Source organism: Oxalicibacterium flavum (assembly GCF_014635065.1).
Classification (GTDB): Bacteria; Pseudomonadota; Gammaproteobacteria; order Burkholderiales; family Burkholderiaceae_D; genus Oxalicibacterium; species Oxalicibacterium flavum.
The window spans coordinates 69,328-94,288 of the sequence record NZ_BMCG01000006.1; the positions used below are offsets into that span (position 1 = coordinate 69,328).

At 61.4% G+C, this 24,961-nt stretch carries 24 protein-coding genes; 10 read left to right on the plus strand and 14 right to left on the minus strand.

Going from position 1 to position 24,961, the window contains the following annotated elements:
* The first annotated feature begins 51 nt into the window (after nucleotides 1-51).
* On the plus strand, nucleotides 52-1,317 hold the full coding sequence (gene egtB / locus IEV38_RS14085; protein ID WP_188397179.1) for an ergothioneine biosynthesis protein EgtB: 1,266 nt from the start codon (nucleotides 52-54) through the stop codon (nucleotides 1,315-1,317).
* 97 nt (nucleotides 1,318-1,414) lie between these two features.
* On the opposite strand, the gene IEV38_RS14090 is transcribed toward egtB, so the two are convergent.
* Genes IEV38_RS14090 through IEV38_RS14115 form a run of 6 tightly spaced genes read right to left on the minus strand, consistent with a single transcriptional unit; the run spans nucleotide 1,415 to nucleotide 5,038 of the window.
* Nucleotides 1,415-1,894, minus strand: coding sequence for a tetratricopeptide repeat protein (locus IEV38_RS14090; protein WP_188397181.1), 480 nt, complete (start codon nucleotides 1,892-1,894; stop codon nucleotides 1,415-1,417).
* On the minus strand, nucleotides 1,887-2,453 hold the full coding sequence (locus IEV38_RS14095; protein WP_188397184.1) for a shikimate kinase: 567 nt from the start codon (nucleotides 2,451-2,453) through the stop codon (nucleotides 1,887-1,889). The genes IEV38_RS14090 and IEV38_RS14095 overlap by 8 nt, the downstream gene beginning before the upstream one ends.
* Nucleotides 2,450-2,905 (minus strand): GNAT family N-acetyltransferase, encoded by a 456-nt coding sequence (locus IEV38_RS14100; protein ID WP_188397557.1) that lies wholly within the window; start codon nucleotides 2,903-2,905, stop codon nucleotides 2,450-2,452. The genes IEV38_RS14095 and IEV38_RS14100 overlap by 4 nt, the downstream gene beginning before the upstream one ends.
* Entirely contained in the window at nucleotides 2,898-3,374 is a 477-nt protein-coding gene (locus IEV38_RS14105) for a GNAT family N-acetyltransferase (protein WP_188397186.1), read from the minus strand. Before IEV38_RS14105 ends, IEV38_RS14100 begins: the two co-directional genes overlap by 8 nt.
* Nucleotides 3,371-4,189, minus strand: coding sequence for an ornithine carbamoyltransferase (locus tag IEV38_RS14110; protein ID WP_188397188.1), 819 nt, complete (start codon nucleotides 4,187-4,189; stop codon nucleotides 3,371-3,373). The genes IEV38_RS14105 and IEV38_RS14110 overlap by 4 nt, the downstream gene beginning before the upstream one ends.
* Nucleotides 4,190-4,243: 54 nt before the next feature.
* Nucleotides 4,244-5,038 carry a M24 family metallopeptidase gene (locus IEV38_RS14115; RefSeq protein ID WP_229729063.1) on the minus strand — a complete coding sequence of 265 codons (795 nt, stop codon included), beginning with the start codon at nucleotides 5,036-5,038 and terminating at the stop codon, nucleotides 4,244-4,246.
* A gap of 339 nt (nucleotides 5,039-5,377) precedes the next feature.
* Between IEV38_RS14115 and IEV38_RS14120 the strand changes: the two genes are divergently transcribed.
* Nucleotides 5,378-7,486, plus strand: coding sequence for a protein-disulfide reductase DsbD family protein (locus tag IEV38_RS14120; RefSeq protein WP_188397190.1), 2,109 nt, complete (start codon nucleotides 5,378-5,380; stop codon nucleotides 7,484-7,486).
* A gap of 58 nt (nucleotides 7,487-7,544) precedes the next feature.
* Complete coding sequence (locus IEV38_RS14125; protein WP_229729064.1) at nucleotides 7,545-8,192, plus strand: redoxin domain-containing protein; 648 nt, start codon at nucleotides 7,545-7,547, stop codon at nucleotides 8,190-8,192.
* A 66-nt stretch (nucleotides 8,193-8,258) separates the two neighbouring features.
* Here the strand turns inward: IEV38_RS14125 and leuA are convergent, their stop codons facing one another.
* From leuA to fdxA, 4 genes are all read right to left on the minus strand, one after another.
* Nucleotides 8,259-9,923 (minus strand): 2-isopropylmalate synthase, encoded by a 1,665-nt coding sequence (gene leuA, locus IEV38_RS14130; protein WP_188397192.1) that lies wholly within the window; start codon nucleotides 9,921-9,923, stop codon nucleotides 8,259-8,261.
* A 387-nt stretch (nucleotides 9,924-10,310) separates the two neighbouring features.
* Nucleotides 10,311-11,147: a DODA-type extradiol aromatic ring-opening family dioxygenase gene (locus IEV38_RS14135; protein ID WP_188397194.1), complete on the minus strand. Its 837-nt coding sequence runs from the start codon at nucleotides 11,145-11,147 to the stop codon at nucleotides 10,311-10,313.
* A gap of 24 nt (nucleotides 11,148-11,171) precedes the next feature.
* Nucleotides 11,172-11,495: a DUF3861 domain-containing protein gene (locus IEV38_RS14140; protein WP_188397196.1), complete on the minus strand. Its 324-nt coding sequence runs from the start codon at nucleotides 11,493-11,495 to the stop codon at nucleotides 11,172-11,174.
* Nucleotides 11,482-11,829 (minus strand): ferredoxin FdxA, encoded by a 348-nt coding sequence (gene fdxA / locus IEV38_RS14145; protein WP_188397198.1) that lies wholly within the window; start codon nucleotides 11,827-11,829, stop codon nucleotides 11,482-11,484. The genes IEV38_RS14140 and fdxA overlap by 14 nt, the downstream gene beginning before the upstream one ends.
* A 110-nt stretch (nucleotides 11,830-11,939) precedes the next feature.
* Here fdxA and IEV38_RS14150 point away from each other — a divergent pair, with 110 nt between their 5' ends.
* On the plus strand, nucleotides 11,940-12,797 hold the full coding sequence (locus IEV38_RS14150) for a LysR family transcriptional regulator (RefSeq protein ID WP_229729065.1): 858 nt from the start codon (nucleotides 11,940-11,942) through the stop codon (nucleotides 12,795-12,797).
* A 68-nt stretch (nucleotides 12,798-12,865) separates the two neighbouring features.
* On the opposite strand, the gene IEV38_RS14155 is transcribed toward IEV38_RS14150, so the two are convergent.
* Both IEV38_RS14155 and fabI read right to left on the minus strand, forming a co-directional pair.
* Nucleotides 12,866-14,269 (minus strand): DEAD/DEAH box helicase, encoded by a 1,404-nt coding sequence (locus IEV38_RS14155; RefSeq protein WP_188397201.1) that lies wholly within the window; start codon nucleotides 14,267-14,269, stop codon nucleotides 12,866-12,868.
* Nucleotides 14,270-14,688: 419 nt separating this feature from the next.
* Nucleotides 14,689-15,474 carry an enoyl-ACP reductase FabI gene (fabI, locus tag IEV38_RS14160; protein WP_188397203.1) on the minus strand — a complete coding sequence of 262 codons (786 nt, stop codon included), beginning with the start codon at nucleotides 15,472-15,474 and terminating at the stop codon, nucleotides 14,689-14,691.
* A gap of 179 nt (nucleotides 15,475-15,653) precedes the next feature.
* Between fabI and IEV38_RS14165 the strand changes: the two genes are divergently transcribed.
* Genes IEV38_RS14165 through IEV38_RS14180 form a run of 4 tightly spaced genes read left to right on the plus strand, consistent with a single transcriptional unit; the run spans nucleotide 15,654 to nucleotide 21,221 of the window.
* Entirely contained in the window at nucleotides 15,654-17,453 is a 1,800-nt protein-coding gene (locus IEV38_RS14165) for an extracellular solute-binding protein (RefSeq protein ID WP_188397205.1), read from the plus strand.
* 35 nt (nucleotides 17,454-17,488) lie between these two features.
* A complete protein-coding gene (locus IEV38_RS14170) occupies nucleotides 17,489-18,547 on the plus strand; it encodes a microcin C ABC transporter permease YejB (RefSeq protein WP_188397207.1) in 1,059 nt (352 codons plus the stop codon).
* A complete protein-coding gene (locus tag IEV38_RS14175; RefSeq protein ID WP_188397209.1) occupies nucleotides 18,544-19,614 on the plus strand; it encodes an ABC transporter permease in 1,071 nt (356 codons plus the stop codon). The genes IEV38_RS14170 and IEV38_RS14175 overlap by 4 nt, the downstream gene beginning before the upstream one ends.
* Entirely contained in the window at nucleotides 19,611-21,221 is a 1,611-nt protein-coding gene (locus IEV38_RS14180; RefSeq protein ID WP_188397211.1) for an ABC transporter ATP-binding protein, read from the plus strand. The genes IEV38_RS14175 and IEV38_RS14180 overlap by 4 nt, the downstream gene beginning before the upstream one ends.
* 22 nt (nucleotides 21,222-21,243) lie before the next feature.
* Here the strand turns inward: IEV38_RS14180 and IEV38_RS14185 are convergent, their stop codons facing one another.
* Both IEV38_RS14185 and gloB read right to left on the minus strand, forming a co-directional pair.
* On the minus strand, nucleotides 21,244-22,731 hold the full coding sequence (locus IEV38_RS14185; RefSeq protein WP_229729066.1) for a transglycosylase SLT domain-containing protein: 1,488 nt from the start codon (nucleotides 22,729-22,731) through the stop codon (nucleotides 21,244-21,246).
* A gap of 208 nt (nucleotides 22,732-22,939) precedes the next feature.
* Nucleotides 22,940-23,713 carry a hydroxyacylglutathione hydrolase gene (gene gloB, locus IEV38_RS14190; RefSeq protein WP_188397215.1) on the minus strand — a complete coding sequence of 258 codons (774 nt, stop codon included), beginning with the start codon at nucleotides 23,711-23,713 and terminating at the stop codon, nucleotides 22,940-22,942.
* A 4-nt stretch (nucleotides 23,714-23,717) separates the two neighbouring features.
* Between gloB and IEV38_RS14195 the strand changes: the two genes are divergently transcribed.
* Both IEV38_RS14195 and rnhA read left to right on the plus strand, forming a co-directional pair.
* Nucleotides 23,718-24,500, plus strand: a complete 783-nt coding sequence (locus IEV38_RS14195) for a class I SAM-dependent methyltransferase (RefSeq protein ID WP_188397217.1) — start codon at nucleotides 23,718-23,720, stop codon at nucleotides 24,498-24,500.
* Nucleotides 24,497-24,931 (plus strand): ribonuclease HI, encoded by a 435-nt coding sequence (gene rnhA / locus IEV38_RS14200; RefSeq protein ID WP_188397219.1) that lies wholly within the window; start codon nucleotides 24,497-24,499, stop codon nucleotides 24,929-24,931. The genes IEV38_RS14195 and rnhA overlap by 4 nt, the downstream gene beginning before the upstream one ends.
* Nucleotides 24,932-24,961 lie beyond the last annotated feature (30 nt).

The window sequence follows — 24,961 nt, forward strand, 5'->3', positions numbered from 1 at the left end:
GCGGGTTGTGCGTGAGCGCGTGACCCGCGGACATTTATTTTCGGAGCCAGCATGAACGCCAAGACCGAAGCCATCCACCTGATCGATCCCGGCGTGTTGCCGGCGCGCTTTGCCAATGTGCGTGCGCACAGCGCGGCGCTGGCCGAACCCCTGTCCGCCGAGGACTGCTGCGCGCAATCGATGACCGACGCCAGTCCGATCAAGTGGCATCTCGCGCACACCACCTGGTTTTTCGAGACCTTCATCCTCGAACGCTTCGAACGCGATTTCCAGCCCTTCGATCCGGCCTTTCGCGTGCTCTTCAATTCCTATTACAACGGTGTCGGCGACCGGCACGCGCGTCCGCATCGCGGTCTGCTGACGCGGCCTTCGCTGGACGAGGTCCTTGCATATCGCCGCGACGTCGATGAACGCATGCGCAAGCTGCTGTCGCCGGCCTATGCGCTGGTGCTCGACGACATGGCACAGGTCGCCGATCTGGTCGAACTCGGCCTGCAGCACGAGCAGCAGCACCAGGAACTGATGATGACCGATCTGCTGCACCTGTTTTCCTGCAATCCGCTCAAGCCCGCTTATGCGAACCGCCCGCCGCCGTCGGCCAGCGAGCAGCCGCTGCAATGGCAGGCAATCGACGCCGGCATCGTCACCATCGGTTCGACGGGCGGCTTCTGCTTCGACAATGAACTGCCGCGCCATCGCCAGTTCGTCGAACCCTATCTGCTGGCCTCGCGCCTCGTGACGAACGGCGAATACCTGGCCTTCATTGAAGACGGCGGCTATCGCAAGCCGGCGCTGTGGCTGTCGGAAGGATGGGACTGGGTGCAGCGCGAAGGCATCGCGCATCCGCTGTACTGGCAGTTGCTGGAAGAGAGCGATGGACAGCAGGCTTTCGGCCATGCCGGCAGCGGCTGGCACGTGTTCGGCTTGCACGGCCTGCAGCCGCTGGATCCGCATGCGGCTGCCACGCAAATTTCCTGGTTCGAGGCCGATGCCTATGCGCGCTGGGCCGGTGCGCGCCTGCCGACCGAAGCCGAGTGGGAACACGCGGCCGAGCAGGCCATGTTGTCCGATGAAAGCATCCTGACGCAGTTGTTCGGCGTGTGCTGGCAATGGACCTCGAGCAGCTACGCGCCGTATCCGGGCTATGCGCCGGTCGCGGGTGCGCTTGGCGAATACAACGGCAAGTTCATGGCCAACCAGTACGTGCTGCGCGGTTCCTCGTGCGTCACGCCGGACGGGCACAGCCGGCGCAGCTACCGCAACTTCTTTCCGTCGGCGGCGCGCTGGCAGTTCAGCGGGATCAGGCTAGCGCGTTAGTGAGGGAATTGAACAGGCGAGGGCAATGAAGGGGCTTTGCTATGTCGGAGTGTTTCTTGACATGTGCGCACGTTTTTGCCGGAGCAGGAGTTCCGCTTCAGAATCGGGCGTCAAGATCTTTTGCGTAGTGATTGATTGCGCGTCGATAATGCAGGATGTGGCGGTCGGCAGTCGTTTCTGCAAGAGTTCTTAGCAATAGCTCCATTCCTTCTTTGCCTTTTCCAAGATGATGTAGCGTCATCGCCAGAAAGACCTTGAATTCATTTCCTTCTTCGAATTCCACCAACCCTTTCCGAAGAATTGTCTCTGCTTCAAGATAACGGCCAAGCGTTCGATAAGTGCTGCCTAATCCAAGAAATGCTTCGCGGCGTCTCTCGCCGGGCAGAGTTCCCTTTAGTGCCAGAAGATAGTACGAAACGGCTTGTGCTTCTTCGTCCAGATAATCATGGACGCTGGCAGCCTCGAACTGAATTTCGGCATTGTCGGGATGCGCGTTGGCAAGGGCGGCGGCAAGATCGCGCGCCTCTAGGTGCTTTCCTTGTTCTCGCAAGTGTCTGATAGTAGTTGCGTTATCCATGTGATTTTCGGATTTGATTTTCTGTGAATTTGTCGTCAAGAAGATTGAGCGCGCTTTCCAGCAGTTTCTCTATCGGTTCCAGGGTTTCAATTTTCTTTGCAGGTAATTCTGCGTATGGCAGGAAACGGGCTCGTATGACTTCTTCTTCCCGTTCCGGCGAGCGTGCAAATGGGCGCTGCATTTGGCGACGGACTGTTTCCGCCACGCAGGTTTCGAAATCCAGGGATGGAAGCAACACCAGCGTGGACGGACCATAGGCGATCTGATCAAGCAGGTCGGCATAATCCGGATGGACGTTTTTGGGGTAAGTCATGAAACCGGAAGACAGTGCGATGACGGCTGGAGAGGATGCCCCTTTTGTCATTTGCAGATAGTGGATCACGTTCTGCCGGGCATAGGCTGGATAGCCGAATGTATTAATGAAGGAGGATATATTGCCTATTCTACGAATGAATTCCTGGTCGAGATCGAAGAAAGGAAGAGCGAGCCGCTCTGCCAAGGCCCTGCCCAGCGTCGTTTTTCCGGCGGCACCCGGACCAATCAATTGGATCGCATTCATCGCTGATAGTAATTGTCGTATTCGTCGCTTTTTACAAGCTTGAATCCATGACGGAGGTAGAAACGATTGGATGCGCTTTCGCGCAATGCGCCTACTGTAACCGGAAGACCGACACCATCGGCTTCCTTGAAAATGTGCGAAAGGACATGTCGGCCGATACCTTGATTCTGGTAAGCGGGAATAATGTATAAGTGGTCAAGTAAAAGTGTGTGCGGAAGAATCCTGGTGACGAAAAAGCCTGTTCTTTGATGTCCTAGGAGGATGAATTTTGTCCTTTGGGGATCAAAATTGCTGGTGAATCGTTCGCGAGCGCGCACCGGGTCGAATCTTTTAATGCGTTCAAGGCTTTCGCGCATGGCTTCGATCCTGATGGCGACCAGTTCGTCAAGATCCTCTGTCGTTACATCAGTGATCGTGACGTCGGATCGACTGGAACACGGTTCATTACTCATTTTGGCCGAAATCGACTTGAAACGTAAAGGTCTGGCTTCCATCTTCCTTATCCGTTATCTCTTCTGAAAATAGTGGCATTACCTTGCGCCAGAATCCGAGCGCAGCGGAGTTGCCTGCAAGGATGGTTAATTTCCATCGACCTTGGAAAAGGGAAAACAGTTGCTGTACTGCGGAGCGACCGTATCCTTTTCCGCGCTCTTTTGGAAAGATGTAGAACTCTGCCAACTCGAAAATATGGTGCTCGTCAAGAGCGCGGACTAGTACAAAGCCGATGACTTTAATACCGTCTTTGATCAGGAACGGATGTCTTTCTTTTTCCTGCCAGTAGAGTGGCAGATAGGGATAAGGCTCACTGGTACCAAGTTCCCTCAGGTAGGGATGAAGCATCTCGGCGATGATGGTTGAAGCATCGCCCTGAGCACGTTCGACTACACAATTGCCCGATGAGGAAAAGGATGATTGGTTCATGCGAGAGGTGAGTAGCTCTTCGAATTCTGGACAAGATAGAGAATCAGTGCTTTTTGCACCGCGAGCAGCATCGTTTTTTGTCGATAGCCACAGAAACCTAGATAGCCAAGTGGATCGAATGCAAGTTCATTCCCTATCGAAAAAGGTGGTGTCGGAAGGAGTTTCGGATTGCCCATGCTTGCAAGATGGGTCCTATTCAAGGCTTCCGTTGTTTCATTTCTGTGGGCTGACGATGTATCGGTGATGACGATATCTGCGAAGGTGGGCGTGTGCTCGGTGAATATCCCGGTTCTCGCCGTTTCATGAAATCTGGCAGCGCAGACATGTGTAAGGGAAATGCCGAGCCTGTCGGCGAGTTCATGCCATGAGCGAAAGACGTTGGTGGGTGGTCCCCATAAGCAGATTTTTGCGTTCTTCAATGGCTGCAATTGCGTATGGATGTAATAGGCATCGGTCAATACTTCGCACGGATGGCCTTCCTGCGACATGGCATTGATGACAGGGCGGCAGGAGGCGGAAGCAAATTCGGCAAGGCGCGCATGGTTCGATTCGCGAATCACATACAGTACATAGAAGGGGTCAAGATATCCTGCCAAGTCCGATGCGCGTTCACTAGTCTTGAGAAGATTAGGCAATTCAGTGAAATTCAATCCGAGTTCACGGAAAGCCTGGATGAAGGTGGTACGGGTGCGAATGCCATTGCCTTCAAAGGACCAGCCGACTGTACCTGTTAGATGTGGTGGTGGAGCATCGACAAGATTGAATACCTTGTACACATCCTCGCTGTCGAGGTCCGAGATGCGCAGGAGATTCATGTGAATTAGAGGCGTGATTGATCAGAAGGATATGCAGATTGATCGATGATGGCATCACAACAGCCGCAATTTCCCGTTGTTACCGAAGTAGTAAATTTCTTCATGCTTGAATCCCCAGGCACCGTTGTATTGTCTGATATGCGGTTCAAAGGTGAAGAATGAAAGCTTGCTCAGCGGAGTATGATCCCCAGGCGCTATGTAACTCCTGTCTTCGCGTCGCATGGCGATGCTATGCCCGAGGTTGCCCATGAAATCCAGATTCTCGAATCCGAGACGCTGAATTTCAGCATTGCCGAAATGGTAGAGCGCATCAACGGTGGTCGTCGGCTCGACGAAGGAACGCATCGCCCAGTGTAAATGGGCCTCAGCCTGGAGGCCGAGTAAGAACTCTCCGGTTTTTGGTGTTTGCGTCCATTTTCCTTGTTCGATTACGAAGCTTCTTGCACAATCTCCCCATATGCCATCGTGCAATGGGCTGAGATCTACCGTGACCAGATTGTGCAGGCCCACGTGTTCGGAAGCCGGAATGTAATCGCGCCCGGAAGCGGACATGCTGCTGCGCGAACCAAGTAGAACGAATGCAGGGCAGTCGTAGTACCAGGTTTCGATAATTCCTCGTTCCTGGAGTAATCGGATTGCCCGTTCCGAGATGCTATGTTCCGTATCCAGCGGTGTGATCGTCGGTCCGAGACGCGCCAGTACATCCTTGGCTTTTCCCTGCACCTTTGAATATGCGGCCAAGGCATCCATTAGGAAGCCCCGAATGGCTGGTGTTGTTTTCCACGCCGACGGAACGGATCTAGAGCTTGGGGCATTACTGGCTTTACTGGATGTAATCGGATCGATCATGGTATTAGCCGCCTAGAATTGTCGTCAACTAAGTAATCTTGCTTTCCTTATTCCATTTGTTGCACAAGATGATTGAACACGGGGGAAGAGCGTCAAATTAATGCGTGGATAGGCTAGGACTGCGGTGGGACCGTTCAAGGTTGCTTTGTTAATCCTCTGCAATCGTTTTGTTTACACTGCACATTCCTCCATTGCGGATGGAAACATCTGTGAAACTTCGCGCATCGTGAGCACCGTAGTGCCTTCATCTGTTGGCATGTACTTGCACCCAATTTGGATGGACCGCTATGCCTTCTGCTTTGCAAATTCATGGCAAACGATGAACGGACTTCGAACAGCATGAGTCACACTTACCCGACGCTCTTGCGTTTTTTCGCGCACGTGCTGTTTGTCCTGCTGGGCTGGTTGTCGTCAGCCGCGTGCGCTGTGGAAAGCAACGTTCAGCAAAGCCCGCGCGCGACCGTTTCGTTGATCAGCGAAAGCGCAGTCGTGATGCCTGGGCAGGAGGTACGTCTTGGCTTGCGCCAGAGATTGGCACCGCATTGGCATACCTACTGGAAGAATCCGGGCGATGCCGGGTCACCACCGCATGTCGATTTCACGTTGCCGCAAGGCGCGACCGTTGGCGAGATCGCATGGCCGGGGCCGGACCGTTTCATCATCGGGCCGGTCGCCAGTTACGGTTACGAAAACGAGATCGTCTTTCCCATGACGCTGACCGTGCCGCGCGATCTGCAGCCAGGCGATCGCCTGGCCATCGAGGCGAAGGCGGATTGGGTCGTCTGCGAAAAGGAATGCATTCCCGAGGAAGGCACCTTTCGGCTCGAACTGCCGGTAGCCGCGGCAGCGCAGCCGGCTGCGGCCGAAGTGCTGGCCGCCTTCGAGACGGCCGATACGCGCCAGCCGCAGGTCATGCCGTGGCAGGTCTCGTTGTCGCCGGCCGGTAACGGCGGCTTACAGCTGCGCGTGGACGGCGAGGGGCTGTCGGCGCAGACCGTGCGTTCGGCGCTGTACTTCCCTGAGGACTGGGGCGTCGTCGATCACGTTGCCGAACAGGAATGGAAGGTCGAGGAGGGCGTACTGACGCTGATGCTGCGGGAAGGGCAGAACGCCGTGCCGACTGCCGCTTCGGCCGGCTTGCTGGCGGTGACCGATGGCGGCGGTACCAGGCGCTGGTTCGCGCTCGACGTGCAACCTGCTGCCACTGCGGCGGCAGGGAGCGTGCCGGCTGCTCTGCCGTTGTGGCAGATGGCGCTGTTCGCCTTTCTCGGCGGCCTGATCCTGAACCTGATGCCGTGCGTGTTCCCGGTGCTGGCGATCAAGGCGGCGGCGGTGGCCGGCATGTCGGGCAGCGACCGCCGCGCGGTGCGCTTGTCCGGCCTGTTCTATACGCTCGGCGTGCTGACGGCCTTCCTTGCGCTGGCCCTGGCGCTGCTGGCAGTGCGCGCGGGCGGCACGGCGGTCGGATGGGGCTTCCAGTTCCAGTCGCCGCTGTTCGTGACGGCGATGTGCTGGCTGATGCTGGCGATCGGCCTGAATCTGTCCGGCGTGTTCGAGATCGGCGCGTCGCTGGCAGGCAGGGGACAGCATCTTGCCACGCGCCAGGGCCATGCTGGCAGCTTCTTCACGGGCCTGCTGGCGGTGGTGGTGGCGACGCCGTGCACGGCGCCGTTCATGGGCGCCGCGATCGGTTCGGCGCTGGCGGCGCCGGCTCTATACAGCCTCGTCGTGTTCATCCTGATGGGCCTGGGCCTGGCGCTGCCTTTCCTGCTGCTTGGCCTGTTCCCGGCGCTGGCACAGCGACTGCCACGGCCCGGCGTGTGGATGCTGCGCTTGCGGCAGGCCATGGCCTTTCCGATGTATGCGACGGCAGCCTGGCTGCTCTGGGTATTGGTGCAGCAGGCCGGCGAGCCGGGTTTGCGCGTGGCGCTGGCGGGCGCGGTGCTGGTCGGCCTGGTGGCGTGGCTCGCGGGTCTGGGACAGCATGGCGGCTGGCGTGCGTGGTGGCCGCGCGGTCTTGCGCTGGCCGGCCTTGTCGTCTTGCTCGGTTTGACTCTAGTACTGCCTGCGCAGCAGGCAGAGGTGGCATCGGCCGGCGTGAAGGCTGCCGACGCCGAGCCGTACAGCGCGGAACGTCTTGCCGCCTTGCGTGCCGAAGGAAAGCCGGTGTTCGTCAACATGACGGCCGCTTGGTGCATCACCTGCCTCGTCAACGAGCGCACCACGCTGTCGTCGGGCGTCGTGCAGCAGGCAATGAAGGAGCATGGCGTGGTCTATATGAAGGGCGACTGGACCAATCGCGATCCCGCGATTACGGCTTTTCTGCACTCCTTCCAGCGCGATGGATTGCCGTTCTATGCCTTCTATCCGGCTGGCGCGGAACCGCTGGTGCTGCCGCCGGTATTGACGCAGTCGATCGTGACCGATGCCTTTGCGCAGCCGCAGTGATGCGCTGCGACGTTGGTTTGTTTGTTTCGTTTTCTTTTACTACGTACAGGAGGATCTCATGAGCAGTTTTTCCGTCGTTTCCCGCCGCGCGATGCTGCGCACCACCGCGCTGGCTGCCGTTTTGCTTGGCAGCGGCATGGCGTTCACTTCGGCCACGGCTGCACCCGCCGTCGGCCAGCCGGCGCCGGCCTTCACGGCCGTCGATAGCAAGGGCCAGCAGCACAAGCTCAGCGATTACCAGGGCAAGGTGGTGGTGCTGGAATGGACCAACCACGATTGTCCGTACGTGAAGAAGCACTACAGTTCGGCCAACATGCAGGGTCTGCAGAAGCAGGCGACCGATGCCGGCGTGGTGTGGCTGAGCGTGATTTCATCGGCACCCGGCGAGCAGGGGCATGTTGACGGCAAGAAGGCCGACGAGCTGACCGCCAGCCGCAAGGCCGCGCCGAGCACAATCCTGCTCGATCCGCAAGGCACGCTGGGCAAGGCGTATGACGCACGCACCACGCCGCACATGTACGTGATCGATGCGAAGGGCGTGCTGCGCTATGCCGGCGGCATCGACAGCATCGCCTCGCCGCGCGTGGAGGATATCCAGAAGGCCGATCCGCTCTTCAAGACCGCGCTGGAATCGGTGCTGAAAGGCGAGAGCGTGGCACAAGCCGTGACGCGGCCGTATGGCTGCAGCGTCAAGTACGCGTCCTGAACGTTTGTCGCCGCCACAATAAAAAAGCCGCTGATTGTCAGCGGCTTTTTTTATTGCAGGTACGGATCACGCAGCTTTCACATTCAAGGCACTGTCGCGGTTGACCGCGCTCAGCACGGCGCGGAACGAGGCCGTCATGATGTTGCTGTCGATGCCGACGCCGAAGCGGGTCGGGCCGCCGTTGACGCGCAGCTCGATGTAGCTGGCGGCGTTGGCGTCGGCGCCCGAGCCGATCGCGTGCTCGTGGAAGTCCATCAGCTTGATGTCGAGACCGAGCGCATCGACGAAGGCATCGATCGGGCCGTTGCCCTTGCCGCTCACCGTCAGCGGTTTGCCGTCCTTCTGCAGTTCGACCTTGATGGTGATCTCGCCGCTGTTGTCTTCCATGTGATGGCTGACGTAGCGATAGGGCGTGACGGCATCGACGTATTCGCTCTTGAAGATGCCGTGGATGTCGCCGGCCACCACTTCACGGCCGGTCTCGTCGGTCACGCGCTGCACCACGCGGCTGAATTCGATCTGCAGGCGGCGCGGCAGCACAAGGCCGAATTCCTGTTCGAGCAGGTAGGCCATGCCGCCCTTGCCGGACTGGCTGTTGACGCGGATGACGGCGTCGTAGCTGCGGCCGAGGTCGGCCGGATCGACCGGCAGATACGGCACTTCCCAGATCTCGTCCTTCTTCTGCTTGGCGAAGCCCTTCTTGATCGCGTCCTGGTGCGAACCGGAGAAGGCGGTGAAGACGAGGTCGCCCGCATACGGATGGCGCGGATGCACGGGAATCTGGTTGCATTCCTCGACGGTCTGGCGGATCGCGTCGATGTCGGAGAAGTCCAGGCCCGGATCGATGCCCTGCGAGTACAGGTTCAATGCGAGCGTGACCAGATCGACGTTGCCGGTGCGTTCGCCGTTGCCGAACAGGCAGCCTTCGACGCGGTCGGCGCCGGCCATCACGCCGAGTTCGGCGGCGGCGACGGCGCAGCCGCGGTCATTGTGCGGGTGCAGGCTGATGATGATGGAGTCGCGGCGCGCGAGGTTGCGGTGCATCCATTCGACCTGGTCGGCATAGACGTTGGGCGTGCTGACCTCGACCGTGCCCGGCAGGTTGACGATCATCTTGCGCTCCGGCGTCGGGCCCCAGGCTTCGGAGACGGCGTCAACGACTTCCTTGGCGAAGTCCAGTTCGGTCATGCTGAAGGCTTCCGGCGAATACTGATAGACCCATTCGGTCTCGGGGCGCGCGTCGGTCAGTTCCTTGATCAGCTTGGTGCCCTTGACGGCCAGTTCCTTCACTTCTTCCTTGGTCATGTTGAACATGATCTTGCGGAACGAGGGAGCGGTCGCGTTGTACATGTGCACGATGGCGCGGCGAGCACCGGTGACGGAATCCACGGTGCGGCGGATCAGGTCTTCGCGCGCCTGCGTCAGCACTTCGACAGTGACGTCGTCGGGGATGCGCTTTTCTTCGATCAGCTTGCGGCAGAAGTCGAAGTCGGTCTGCGAGGCGGACGGGAAGGCGACTTCGATTTCCTTGACGCCGATGTTGACCAGCATCTCGAAGAAGCGCAGCTTCTTGGCCGAATCCATCGGGTCGATCAGCGCCTGGTTGCCGTCGCGCAGGTCGGTGCTCATCCAGATCGGCGGCGTCGTGATGGTCTTGTTGGGCCAGGTGCGGTCGGTCAGGCGAACCGGTTCGAAGGCGCGGTACTTGGAGGACGGGTTCTTCAACATCATGATGTTCTTCCTTGCTGAGTGTTCTTGTTTGCTGTTCGGTAATCGGGCTGTGGCGGAGGGCTACCCGGCTGCCACGGGGCGCATGGCCGGGTAACCGATCGGTAGGCATAGCAGGTTCCAGGCGCGCGACATGACGGCGGCGATGGCGCTGGCAATCAACGTGACAGGAAGGGCCTGGATATGCATGTTTTTCGGGTACAGCCTGATTGGGGGAAACGACACCGGCAAAGGGAGCACCGGCAGGGCACGACAGAACGCTACGATCAGATTAGTCGTAGCGATAGCAGTAGCGCTGCCGGCAGAGCTGCGGCAGCGTACATTGGGGTGCGGAAAGAGATGGATGTCTTGGACATGATGCTGCTACTTTAGGCTTCTGACCGCTCGATGTCAAGCCGCGGGCGCCTCTGCAGGGTTTTCTGTGGCGTTTTTCCAAGTGCCGAAGGCAAGTGCGGAAACCACCACGTTCATGACCGTATCCTGGAAAATTCGCGCACCGGCATCGTCGCCGGCGGCGCCCGCGGCCACCATCAGGGGCAGCAAATGGTCCGGATGCGGCTGTACCTCGCGCGCATGCGGTGCATTTTGCCAGTTCTGCAACATCGCAGTGCGCGTGGTCGCCGGCTGGCTCGCCATGTTCGACAGCCAATCGTCGAACTGTTCGGAGGCGTCGCGAAAGGCGGGGCTGAAGCCGCGCATGTTGTGGAAGCTCATGCCGCTGCCGATGATGAGCACGCCTTCGTCGCGCAGGCTTTGCAGCGCCTGGCCGGCGCGCAGGTGTTCGGCCGCATCCAGCCCTTTCTTCATCGACAACTGCACGATGGGAATGTCCGCTTTCGGATACATGACCTTGAGCGGAATGAACACGCCATGATCCCAGCCGCGCGTCTCGTCGCTGCGCACCGGCAGGCCGGCTTGCTGCAGCAGCGTGCGCACGCGCGCAGCCAGTTCGGCATTGCCGGGGGCGGGGTAGGTGAGCGCGTAGGTGTGCGGCGGGAAACCGTAGTAATCGTAGATCAACGCGGGCTGCGTTGTCGCGCCCGTGGTGAAGGCGTCCTCTTCCCAGTGGCCCGAGACGACCAGGATGGCACGCGGGCGCAGGGTCTCGCCGGTTTGCCGCAAGAAGTCTGCCATGCGGTTCCACATGCGCGGATCACTCGGCCAGTCCATGAAGAAGCAGGGGCCGCCGCCGTGCGGAATGAAAAGGGTGGGCAGGGTGGAGGACATGATGATTTCCTTTGCCGGATAGGGTTACGCGAGCGGGCCAGCCTTGCCTTCCTGCGTGTCGCGGATGCGCTGCTTGAAGGCACCGATGAATTCGCCGAAGACCGGTTGCAGTTCGGCAAACAGCGGGTCCTTGCGGTGCTTGAGCAGCACTTCGCCGAACAGCTTGAGACCGAGTGCCAGCGCCGCCGCCTCGTCGGGATCGGCAAGGCCGGAGGCCTGCACGTGCGCGATGATGTCGAACAGGTCGTCGTGATTGCCGGCCTCGAATTGCAATGGTGCATGCAGCTCGCTGCCGGCATGCTTGCCGCCCAGATATTCGAGTGTGACGCGATAGTCATGTGCGCTCATGGGGTTTCCTTTCGAGTTGTGCCAGCTTGACGGTCTCGCGTGCCCAGTGTTCGTGATCGGGCAGCGGCGGCTTGCGGGCGGTGATGCGTTGCCAGTCCGGATTGTTCGCCAGTTGCCGGTTGATCTCGATGAAGTGCGCCTGCTGCGGTGCGATCTCGCGGTCGCCGACAATCGCACCGACCGGGCATTCGGCTACGCACATCGAGCAATCTATGCATTCATCCGGATGGATGACGAGGAAGTTAGGTCCCTCGAAGAAGCAGTCCATTGGGCAGACGACGACGCAATCGGTGTATTTGCATTGAATGCAGGGTTCGGTGACGACAAAGGTCATGCATTTTTCCTTCTCATTGAAAGAAGGATAGTCGTCATCGAATCATTGATAAATTGGGTAATATGTGAAAAATTGTTCACGTATTGTTGATAATGGATGTTCTGACCTGCATGAAAACCTTCGTCGCCGTGGTCGAAAGCGAGAGCTTCACGGCCGCGGCGGCGCGTCTCGACGCGTCCAAGGCGGTGGTGTCCAAATATGTGGGCATGCTGGAGGACCATCTGGGCACGCGTTTGCTCAATCGCACCACGCGGCGCCTGAGTCTGACCGAGTCGGGCGCCGTGTATTACGAACGCTGCCTGCAGATCCTGGCCGATCTCGATGAGGCCGAGCAGGCGGCAGCCCAACTGACGGCCGTGCCGCGCGGCACGCTCAAGGTGGCGATGCCGGTGTCGTTCGGCATCATCCGCATTGCGCCCTTGCTGACCGAATACCTGCGCCGTTATCCGGAGGTCCGGCTGGATATTGCCCTGGCCGACCGCCGCGTGGATCTGATCGAGGAAGGTTTCGATCTGGCGATACGGGTCGGTTCGCTGGCGGAATCGGGGTTGATCGCGCGCAAGCTGGCAGCCGACCGCATCGTCCTGTGTGCGGCGCCTTCCTATCTAGAGCGTTGCGGCACGCCGAGCGCACCGGCCGATCTGGCGCGGCATGCCTGTCTCAACTACAGCTATGCGAGCGGCGGCGACGAGTGGCGCTTTGAGGGTGGGGCGGGGGCGGTGCGCATAGACGGTCCCATGCGTGCCAACAACGGCGACATGCTGAGGCTGGCGGCGCTCGATGGCGCGGGAATGATCTGGCAGCCGCATTTCATCGTTGGCGAGGATTTGCGCAGTGGCCGCCTGGTCGAACTGCTGCCCGATCATCCGGGGCCGAAGATCGGCATCCATGCGCTGTATCCGAGCCGCAAGCATCTGTCGGCCAAGGTGCGCACCTTTGTCGATTATCTTGCGGAGCGCATGGCCTGACGAATCCGGGAGCGCAATGGAAAACGGGCCTTGCGGCCCGTTTTCTTTTGCGACTCGACGATTCGAGATCAGCGTTCGCCGAAGGAGCGGCGCTGGCTGCCGGCGTCGCCGGTGCGCGGTCCCTTGCCGTATGCCGAACCTTCGCGGCGCGGACCATTGCCCGGCTTGCTGAAGGTGCGTTGGCCCGGACGACCGCCATTGCCGCTGCGGTTGTCGCCCGGACGCCAGCCGTTCGGCTTGTTCGAACGCGGCGCTGCGGTGCGCTTGGGTTCCAGGCCTTCGATGACGTTGACCGGAATCAGTTGCTTGATGAAGCGTTCGATGCGTTTGACGTTCATGCTTTCGGCATGGTTGACCAACGATACCGCGATGCCCTTGCGGCCGGCGCGGCCGGTACGGCCGATGCGGTGCACATAGTCTTCGGCAAACTTCGGCAGGTCGTAGTTGACGACGTGGGTGATGCCCGGCACGTCGATGCCGCGCGCGGCGACGTCGGTGGCGACCAGCACGCGGATCTGGCCGCGGCGCAGGCCGTCCAGCGTGCGGTTGCGCGCGCCCTGGTGCATGTCGCCATGCAGTGCGGCGGCGGCGAAGCCGGCGATGTTGAGGCGGTCGGCAATGGTGTCGGCGTCGCGCTTGGTGGCGGTGAAGATCACGGCCTGGTCCATCGTCTCGTCGCGCAGCAGGTGATCGAGCATGCGGTTCTTGTGCGACAGGTCATCGACGAAGTGCACGCATTGCTGGATGTTCTCGTGCTTGGTGGCCGAGCTGGCGATCTGGATGATCAGCGGGTCCTTGGTGATGCGCTTGGCCATGTTGCCGACCACGCCATCGAGCGTGGCGGAGAACAGCATGGTCTGGCGGGTTTCCGGCGTGTTGGCGACGATCTTCTCGATGTCGTCGATGAAGCCCATGTCGAGCATGCGGTCGGCTTCGTCCAGCACCAGGATCTGCAGTTGCGAGAAATCGATCTTGCCGGATTCCATGTGGTCGATCAGGCGGCCGGGCGTGGCGACCAGGATTTCCGGGTTGCGCGACAGCAGTTGCATCTGCTTCGGATACGGCATGCCGCCGAGGATGGAGACGGCCTTGACGCGGCGCATGAAGGCGCCGTACTTGTCGGTCGAGGTGGTGACCTGCAGCGCCAGTTCGCGCGTCGGCGTCAGCACCAGCATCTTGGGCTGCGCGGCGCGGAAGCGCGGGCGTTCGCCGCGGGCGCGGGCCGACTGCATTTCCTGATTGACGGTACGGCCGCCCATCGGCTGTTCGTCGGCCTGGACCGCGAACTTGTGCAGGGCGGGCAGCATGAAGGCTGCCGTCTTGCCCGAGCCGGTCTGCGACGACACCATCATGTCGCGGCCTGCGATGCCGGCGGGAACCGCCTGCGCCTGGACGGGCGTCGGTTCGGTATAGCCGGATTCGGTCAGTGCCTTGAGGACGGATGCGTGCAGGCCTAGTGATTCAAATGTCATTCTTTTCTTTCGTATATGTCAGCGCGACAGAAGGCAGCCGGGTGAACGGACGAGGCCTTGCGTGAAGCGCAAAAAATGCAACGCCAACCAAACGAAACAGCTGAGAAAAATCAGAGAGATTTCGGCACAAAAGCTTTGCGCCGGGACGGTGTATGAAAAATCAACACCTGAGGGGCGGAAGGGCTTTATCGTTAATGTTAACGGTTCGCGGTGCTGCAAAAGTACGTTGCCCGAAGATGTCGCTGGCAACGAACAGGCCGCATTGTATTACACAACCGCTCCTCTGTCGAGGGAAGACGGCCATAGACGGCAGCGCATGTGGCCGATTGCAACAGTGCGCGCATCCGCGATGCGTGAGAGGGCAAAAGAAAAAAGCGGTGGAGGTCCACCGCTTTTTGATGATCGGATTCGGCGAACGTTTATTCGCCGCCCATGCCGCCGACCACGTGCGAGAAGCCGCCGTCAACGTAGGTGATTTCGCCCGTGATGCCACCCGACAGGTCGGACAGCAGGAAGGCGGCGGCATTGCCGACGTCCTCGACCGTCACGTTGCGGCGCAGCGGCGCGTGATCCTTGACGAAATTGAGTATCTTGCCGAAGTCCTTGATGCCCGAGGCCGCCAGCGTCTTGATCGGGCCGGCCGAGATGCCGTTGACGCGCACGCCTTTGGGGCCCAGCGATTCGGCGGTGTAGCGCACGCTGGCTTCGAGCGAGGCCTTGGCCAGGCCCATGGTGTTGTAGTTGGGCAGGGCGCGCACCGAACCCAGGTAGCTCAGCGTCAGCAGCGAGGCGCCTTCGTTGAGCATGGGCGCGGCGGCTTTCGCCATGGCGGGGAAGCTGTAGGCGGAAATGTCATGCGCGATGCGGAAGCCTTCGCGCGACAGGCCTTCGAGGAAGTCGCCGGCAATCGCTTCGCGCGGCGCAAAGCCGATCGAATGCACGAAGCCGTCGAACTTCGGCCAGGTCTTGCCGAGTTCGGCAAACAGGCCCGTGATCTGCTCGTCTTCCGCGACGTCGCACTCGAAGACCAGCTTGCTGTCGAATTCGGCAGCGAATTCCGTGATGCGGTCCTTGAAGCGCTCGCCGACGTAGGTGAAGGCCAGTTCGGCGCCTTCGCGCTTGCAGGCGGCGGCGATGCCGTAGGCGATGGAGCGGTTCGACAACAAACCGGTGACGAGAATTTTTTTACCTTGCAGGAATGCCATGAACGACTCCGAAAGTGCGTGCGAAAGATTGTGGAATGGGCAGGATTGTAGGGGTTGGTCGCCGTGACAGCAACTTTTGCATGCAATGTGTCTGTTGCCCATCCTGCAATCCTTGCGTTGTGCACTGTAGAATAAGCGACGCTCGATCCATCCCACCGAAGAAGGCGCCTTTCCCGCGAATGGTCAAGTCACTCTGCTCCTTTCTCCTGGCCGGCCTGTTGTCGCAGGCGGGCAGCGCCTTTGCCGCGCATGCCTTCTCGCTGTACGACACGCCCAAGTACCCGGCCGGCTTCACGCATTTCGATTACGTCAATCCGGACGCGCCCAAGGGTGGCGAACTGTTCCTCGCCAATCCCGACCGTCGCACCAGTTTCGACAAGTTCAATCCGTTCTCGCTCAAGGGCGTGGCGGCGGCCGGCATCTTGGGCCTGATGTTCGAAAGCCTGGCGACTTCCTCGGCCGACGAGAACGCCACCATGTACGGCCTGCTGGCCGACGACATGGAACTGGCACCGGACCGGCTGTCGATGACCTTTCACCTGAATCCAAAGGCGCGTTTCAACAACGGCGATCCGGTGCTGGCGGCCGACGTCAAGCATTCCTTCGACACGCTGATGAGCAAGGGTGCGCCGCAGCTCAAGATGATCTATGCCGACGTCAAGGGCGCGACGGTGGTCGGCGAGCGCACCGTGCGCTTCGACTTCAGGACCCGCAATCACGAACTGCCGCTGATCGTCGGCGACATCCCGGTGTTCTCGCGCAAGTGGGCCGAGGGCACCGACTTCGACAAGATCCAGCTGACGCCGCCGATCGCCAGCGGCCCCTACCTGATCGACCGCTACGACACCGGCCGCTCGATCAGCTACCGGCTCGATCCGAACTACTGGGGTCGGGATATCCCGGTGCGCAAGGGCATGTTCAATTTCGCCCGCATCAACTACCGCTTCTACAAGGACGACGTGGCGCGGCTCGAAGCCTTCAAGGCCGGCGAGTTCGATGTGGTGGTCGAATACAGCGCCAAGAACTGGGCGCGCAGCTACCAGGGCCGCAAGTTCGACAGCGGCGAGATCGTCAAGCGCGAACTCACGCATTCCAACGGTGCCGGCATGCAGGGCTTCGTCATGAACCTGCGGCGCGACCAGTTCAAGGACAAGCGCGTGCGGCAGGCGCTCGGCCTTGCGCTCGATTACGAATGGATGAACCGCCAGCTGTTCTTCAATTCCTATACGCGCATCTATTCCTTCTTCAACAACAGCCCGATGGCAGCTACCGGCCTGCCGTCAGAAGGCGAACTGAAGCTGCTGGAGCCGCTGCGCGACAGGCTCGACCCGGCCGTGTTCGGTGCGGCGCCGATTCTGCCGAATACCGATCCGCCGCATTCGCTGCGCGGCAACCTGCTGCAGGCGGTCGAACTGTTGCGCCAGGCCGGCTGGACCTACCGCGACGGTGCGCTGCGCAACGAGAAGGGCGTGCCGTTCCGCTTCGAGATCATGGACGACCAGTCGGCCATGTCGCGCATCATCAGCGTCTATATCCGCAGCCTGCAGAAACTCGGCATCCAGGTCACCCAGCGCACGGCGGATTTCGCGCTGCTGCAGCAGCGCATGGACGACTTCGATTTCGACATGACGAGCATCCGCTTCCCCGACATCCGCAGCCCCGGCAATGAAATGTTCGACATGTTCGGTTCCAAGGCTGCCGACGAGAAGGGGTCGAGCAACGTCTGGGGCCTGAAGGACCCGGCCGTCGATCGCCTGGTCGAGGCGCTGGTGGCGGCCGATACGCGGCCGCAGCTCGAATCGGCGGCGCGCGCGCTGGACCGCGTGCTGCTCAACAAGTACATCGTGGTGCCGCACTGGTATTCGTCAACGCACCGCATCGCCTATCGCAACCGCTTCGGCATGCCGGCGCAGGCGCCGCTCTACTATCAGGCCGATCCGTACGTGCTTTCGACCTGGTGGCAGGTCAAGCCGCGCTGAAGAAACCACCATGAGAAAGCCGTGAGGAACGCCGCATGAACATCTGGTCCTACATTCTCAAGCGCGTGCTGCTGATGCTGCCGACGCTGTTCGGCGTGGTGGCGATCACCTTTGCCGTGATCCAGTTCGTGCCCGGCGGTCCGGTCGAGCAGGCGCTGATGGAAATGAAGGCGATCGGCGGCGGTGGCGAGGCCAGCGGTGGCGGCGCCTCGCAGTATCGCGGCCGGCAGGGCATCGATGCCGACCGCGTGGCCGAGATCAAGGCGCTCTACGGTTTCGACAAGCCGCCGGCCGAACGCTTCTGGCAGATGCTCAAGGGATTCGCGACCTTTGACCTCGGCAAGAGCTTCTATCACCACATGGACGTCTGGGACCTCGTGGTCTCCAAGCTGCCGGTCTCGATCACGCTCGGCATGTGGACCTTCTTCCTGACCTATTTCATCTCGCTGCCGCTCGGCATCGCCAAGGCGGTGCGCGAGGGCACGCGCTTCGACAGCGTGACCAGCGCCATCGTGCTGGTCGGCTATTCGATTCCTGGCTTCATCCTCGGCGTGTTCCTGCTGGTGGTGTTCGGCGGCGGCAGTTTCGTGCAGTGGTTCCCGCTGCGCGGTTTGACCTCGGACGACTGGGAGCAGCTGTCGCTGGTCGGCAAGGTGCTCGATTACCTGTGGCATATCGCACTGCCGGTGACGGCCTCGGTGGCCGGCGCGTTCGCCGTGATGACCATGCTGACCAAGAACACCTTTCTCGAAGAGATTCGCAAGCAGTACGTGCTGACGGCGCGCGCCAAGGGTTTGAGCGAACGTGCCGTGCTTTACAAGCACGTGTTCCGCAATGCGCTGATTCCGCTGGTGACGGGGTTTCCGGCCGCCTTCATCGGCGCCTTCTTTGCCGGCAGCCTGCTGATCGAAACGCTGTTTTCGCTGGACGGCCTGGGCCTGCTGTCCTACGAATCGGTGATCCGGCGCGACTATCCGGTGGTGATGGGCACGCTGTATCTGTTCACGCTGATCGGGCTGGTGGTCAAGCTGATCGGCGATCTCTGTTATGTCTGGGCCGATCCGCGCCTGCAGTTTGAAAGCCTGAATCGATGAGCGCCGTTTCTTCTTCCGTATCTGCAGCCAGCCTTGCGGCCGCGCCATCGGTATCGCCATGGCGCCGCGTCTGGCTGCGCTTTCGCCGCAGCCGGCGCGGCTATGTGAGCCTGGTGCTGTTCAGCATCCTGGTGGTAATCAGCCTGTTCGCCGAATTCGTCTCCAACGACAAGCCGCTGGTCGCGCGCTACAACGGCGAACTGGTATTCCCGATTTTCAATGATTATTCGGAAAAGAAATTCGGCGGCGATTTCGATACGCCGGCCGACTATCTCGATCCCTTCATCCAGCAGCAGTTCAAGAAGGATGGCAACTGGGCCGTCTATCCACTCAACCGCTATCACTACAACACCCTTAACTACTTCGCCAAGGCCCCCAATCCGGCACCGCCTTCGGCCGAGAACTGGCTCGGCACCGACGATCGCGGACGCGATGTGTTCGCGCGCCTGCTGTACGGCTTCCGTGTCTCGGTGCTGTTCGGCTTCGCGCTGACCATCACCGGCGTCATCCTCGGCATGGTGACCGGCGCGATCCAGGGTTATTTTGCCGGACGCACCGATCTGTTCTTCCAGCGCTTCATGGAAATCTGGGGCGCGATGCCGGAGCTGTACCTGCTGATCATCTTCGCCTCCATCTTCCAGCCGAGCATCGGGTTGTTGCTGGTGCTGCTCTCGCTGTTCGGCTGGATGGGCCTGTCCGATTACGTGCGTGCCGATTTCCTGCGCAACCGCAATCTCGAGTACGTGCAGGCGGCACGGGCGCTGGGGCTGTCGAACGGCCAGATCATCTGGCGCCACGTGCTGCCCAACAGCCTGACGCCGGTCGTGACCTTCCTGCCATTCCGCATGAGCGCGGCCATCCTGGCGCTGACGAGCCTGGATTTCCTCGGCCTCGGCGTGCCGCCGGACACGGCCAGCCTCGGCGAACTGCTGGCGCAGGGCAAGAACAATCTCGACGCGTGGTGGATCGCGGTCTCGACCTTCGTGGTGCTGACCGTGATGCTGCTGTTGCTGACCAATATCGGCGATGCCCTGCGCAACGCGCTCGACGTGCGGAGGAAGGCATGAGCCTGCTGCAAGTCCGCAATCTGCAGGTCGCCTTCGACGGCCAGCGCGTGGTTGACGACGTGAGCTTTTCGATCGCGCCGGGCGAGAAGTTCGCGCTGGTCGGCGAGTCGGGCTCGGGCAAGACGGTGTCGGCATTGTCCATCCTGCGTCTGAATCAGGACGCGGCCTACGGCGGCAGCATCCTGTTCGACGGCGAAGACCTGTTGCAGCGCAGCGAGGCGGCGATGCGCGCGGTGCGCGGCAAGGACGTCGCGATGATCTTTCAGGAACCGATGACGGCGCTGAATCCGCTGTTCACCATCGGCAACCAGATCGCCGAAGTGCTGATGCTGCACGAAGGCTTGAGCAGCAAGGCCGCCGCGCTGCGTGCAGTGGAACTGCTCGACAAGACCGGCATTCCCGAACCGCAGCGGCGCGCCTTGTCGTATCCGCACCAGTTGTCGGGCGGGCAGCGCCAGCGCGCGATGATTGCAATGGCATTGGCCTGCAAGCCGCGGCTGCTGATCGCCGACGAGCCGACCACCGCGCTCGACGTGACCATTCAGGTGCAGATCGTCGAACTGCTGAACCAGCTGCAGCGCGAGGAAAACATGGCGGTGCTGATGATCACGCACGACCTGAACCTGGTGCGGCATTTTGCCGACCGCGTGGGCGTGATGGAAAAGGGGCGTCTGATCGAAGCTGCGCCCACTGCCGAACTGTTTGCCGCGCCGCGCGAGGCGTACACCAGGAAGCTGCTGGCAAGCCAGCCGCACCAGCTCGTCAATACCGTCGATGCCGCCGCCGCGCCGCTCATGCATGCGGAGAACGTGCGCTGCATCTTCGACATAAAGCAGGGCTGGTTCAAGTCGCGTCCCTTTGTGGCCGTGGATGACGTCAGCGTCAGCATCGGGCGCGGCGAGACGCTCGGCATCGTCGGCGAATCGGGATCGGGGAAATCAACGCTCGGTCTGGCGCTGCTGCGCCTGTCGGCCGCGCGGGTGGACGGGCGCATCGCATTCGACGGCAGCGACATCGCGGCCATGAGCAGCAGTGCCTTGCGCCCCTTGCGCGCGCGCATGCAGGTGGTATTCCAGGACCCGTTCGCCTCGCTGTCGCCGCGTCGCACGGTCGAACAGATCGTCGGCGAGGGACTGGCGCTGCACCAGCCGCAGCTGACGGCGGCGGGCATCCGGCAGGCGGTGGCCGACGGGCTGCAGGAAGTCGGCCTGTCATCCGAACTGATGTCGCGCTATCCGCACGAATTCTCGGGTGGTCAGCGGCAGCGGATCGCGATCGCGCGGGCGCTGGTGTTGAAGCCCGACCTGATCCTGCTGGACGAACCGACCTCGTCGCTCGACGTCTCGGTGCAGCAGCAGGTGCTGCGCCTGCTGGCCGACCTGCAGGCGCGCTACGGCATTGCCTATGTGTTCATCAGTCACGATCTGGCCGTCATCAAGGCGATGGCGCATCGCGTGATGGTCATGAAGGATGGGAAGGTGGTGGAGCAGGGCGTGACGTCGGAGGTGCTGGCACAGCCGAAGCAGGCTTACACGCAGCGTCTGCTGCAGGCATCGACATACGCATCGATGGACATGGGCCGCGCAGGAGAAGCGGGCCCGGTCTGAAGGTGGAGGCAGGTGAGGCGCTTCAGCGCGCCGACACCTTGGCCGAGGCCAGGCTCACCTTGCCGCGATTGTCGGCGCGGGCGACGGCCTTGCTGGCCTTGCCGGTTTTCGACGCGACCTGCGGAGCGCCATGCAGCACCAGCTTGGTACCGGCCACCAGCTTGTCGCTGCGCAGGTTGTTCCAGCTGCGGATCTGCGCGGCGCTGACCTTGTGGCGGCGCGCCAGCGACGACAGGGTGTCGCCGCTCCTGACGGCCACGCTCAGCTTGCGGCCTTCCGGCACGTCCGGCGCCATGGCGAGGACGGCATTGTCGGCAACTTCCGAGGTGATGTCCTTCTGCATGCCTTCCGGCCGCGGCACGAGAATCGTCGAGCCGGCCTTCAGCACCATCTTGGGCGGAATGTGGTTGACCTCGCGCAGCACTTGCGGCGTGGTGTTGAATCTGGCGGCGATGGTCTCGATGCGTTCGCGCGCGCTGGTCACGCGGTGCGCGGTCCACGACGACAGCGAGTGCGTCCAGTTGGCCAGGTTGGCGCGAAATTTCTCGGCATTGCTTTGCGGCAGCAAAATTTGCGTGTTGCTGCTGCCGGTGATGACCGGACGGTTGAACTGCGGGTTCAGCGCCTTGAATTCCTCGAGTGGCAGTTCCGCCAGTTGTGCCGCCAGCTTGACGTCGATGTCGCGCGTCTTGGCGACGCTGACGAAGTAGGGACGGTTATCGACCTTCAGCAGCGTGATGTTGTAGGCATCGGGCGTGGCGATGATGTTCTTGACCGCCTGCAGCTTGGGCACGTAGTTGCGCGTCTCGGCCGGCATGTAGGCCGACAGGCTGTTGAAGTCGGTGCCGACGCCGGCCGCCTCGGCCTTCTTGATCGCGCGCAGCACCGAACCTTCGCCCCAGTTGTAGGCGGCCAGCGCGAGCTGCCAGTCGCCGAACATGCCGTACAGTTTCTCCAGATAGTTGAGCGCGGCATCGGTCGAGGCGATCACGCTGCGGCGCTCGTCCTTGAACATGGTCTGCTTGAGGTTGTAGTCCAGTCCCGTCGAGGGAATGAACTGCCACATGCCGGCTGCCTTGGCCGACGAATAGGCTTCCGGATTGAAGGCCGATTCGATGAAGGGCAGCAGCGCCAGCTCGGTCGGCATGCCGCGCTTCTCGAGCTCCTCGACCACGTGGTAGAGGTACAGCGAAGCGCGCTTGGTGGTGCGGCCGATGTAGTCGGGGCGCGAGGCGTACCAGGTCAGCTGGTTGGTGACCAGCGGGTTATCGACCAGATCGGGAATCCCGAAGCCGCGGCGGATGCGTGCCCAGACGTCGGTCTCGCTGCCGACGATGAAGGCGCTCAGCGGATCGTCGTCGAGCGCGGGATTGTTCTGCAGCGCGGCATCCTTGGCCCAGTTGTAGGCTGGCAGCGAGAGGTCGCTGGCGTGAACGGCGCTGGAAGAGCAGAGCAGGAAGGCGGCGGATGAGAGGAGCTTGAATACGGTGCGGACGTCGGACTGAGGCATGGGAACTCGCAGAAAATACCGACCCATGGACAGCCGGCGAAAATGAATACCAGCGAGTGTAAGGACTAGCCGTTTTGGCCGTCAAGTCCTTTAACGAAACGGTAGGGAAAGCCGCGCCGATTCTGGTTCTCGCAGGAAATTCCGGACGGCCTTGCCGGCGTTTTTGTGCGTGGGTTGCCGCCCGCAATCCGCGTCCTGTGCCATCCTGTCAACGGAAGTTATTCTTCCATTCACGCAGCGCGGCAAACACGGCGACCGTATCGTCGCCCTCGACCCTGCCTTCGCGATGCAGCTGCTCGACGATGGCCGGCTCGCGTGCGCGCAGGAAGGGGTTGGTGGCTTTCTCCAGGCCGATGCTGGACGGCACGGTCGGCACGTCGCGGTCGCGCTTGGCCTGTTCGGCCTGCAGCCGCTCCGCCACCGTGCGGTTGTCCGGTTCGGCGGCGTGCGCGAAGCGCAGGTTGGACACCGTGTATTCGTGGGCGCAATAGACCTTGGTGTCGTCCGGCAGCGCCGCCAGCTTGTCGAGCGAGGCCAGCATCTGTTCCGGCGTGCCTTCGAACAGGCGGCCGCAGCCGCCGGCGAACAGGGTGTCGCCGCAGAACAGCCAGCCCTGTTCCTTCGCCACGTAGGCGATGTGGCCGCGCGTGTGGCCCGGCACGTCGAGTACCGAGAGGGTCAATCCAAGCTCGGGAACGTGCACCGTGTCGCCTTCCTGCAGGGCGGTCGTGACGTTGGCGATGCGGTCGTTGCGCGGCGCGAATACCGGCACCTTGGCATGACGCAACAGTTCGGGCACGCCGCCGACATGGTCGTTATGGTGATGAGTCAGTAAAATAGAGACCAGGGACAATTGATGTTCCTTCAGCGCCGCCAGCACGGGCGCGGCGTCGCCGGGATCGACCACGGCGGCATGCGTGCCGTCGTGGATGATCCACAGATAATTGTCGTTGAACGCAGGGACAGTCAGTATCTTCAACATGGGCATGGACGATTCTTCTTCCGAAAAATCGATTATATCGCTGGGCGCCTGGCTGCAGAGCCCGGCCGGCAATTACGTGCGCGACTGGGAACAGGCGCGCCTGGAGGAATTGACGGCCGACATCTTCGGCTTCAACGCGACCCAGATCGGCCTGCCGCAGATCGAAACCCTGCGCGGCAGCCGCATGCCGCACACCTGGCTGACCGATACCAATCTGCCGGCGGACGGACACGACAATGAAAAGCGGCCGCTGGTGGTGATCCAGGAATTCGAGGAACTGCCGTTCGAGACGGCCAGCATCGACCTCGTCTTGCTGCCGCACGTGCTGGAATTCGCCGAGGAGCCGCATCAGGTGCTGCGCGAGGTCGAGCGCGTGCTGATCCCGGAAGGGCAGGTCATCATCTGCGGCTTCAATCCGTGGAGCCTGTGGGGCGCGCGGCAGGCGCTGGGGCGCATGATCGATGCGCACTTCCTGCCGGAAGAGGGAGAATTCATCGGCCTGCCGCGCATGCGTGACTGGCTCAAACTGTTGAACATGGAGGTCGGCAACGGCATCTTCGGCTGCTATGCGCCGCCGTTCGAATCGGAGCAATGGCTGAAGCGCTGCGCCTTCATGGAAAGCGCGGGCGCCAACGGCTGGCCGGTGTTCGGCGCCGTGTATATCGTGCAGGCGATCAAGCGCATCAAGGCGATGCGCCTGATCGGACCGGCATGGAAAACGAAAAAGGCGCCGGCGGCGGCAGGCGTGCCGGCCACCAACAAAATACACAGACAAAGAGTGCGATGAGCAAAGTACATATTTATACCGACGGCGCCTGCAAGGGGAATCCGGGGCGCGGTGGCTGGGGAGCGCTGCTGGTCATGGGCGAACACGAAAAGGAAATCTTCGGCGGCGAGGCTGCCACCACCAACAACCGCATGGAACTGAAAGCCGTGATCGAGGCGCTCAATGCGCTCAACCGTTCGTGCGAAGTGATCGTGCATACCGACAGCCAGTACGTGCAGAAGGGCATCAGCGAGTGGATACATGGCTGGAAGCTGCGCGGCTGGAAGACCGCCGCCAAGGAGCCGGTCAAGAATGCCGACCTGTGGCAGGCGCTGGACGCGGCGCAGGCGCGTCATCAGGTCGAATGGCGCTGGGTGCGCGGGCACAACGGCCACGTCGAGAACGAACGTGCCGATGCGCTGGCCAACCGCGGCGTGGAAGCCGTGGCCTGACGATCATCATCATCGAATCATCCGAATAAG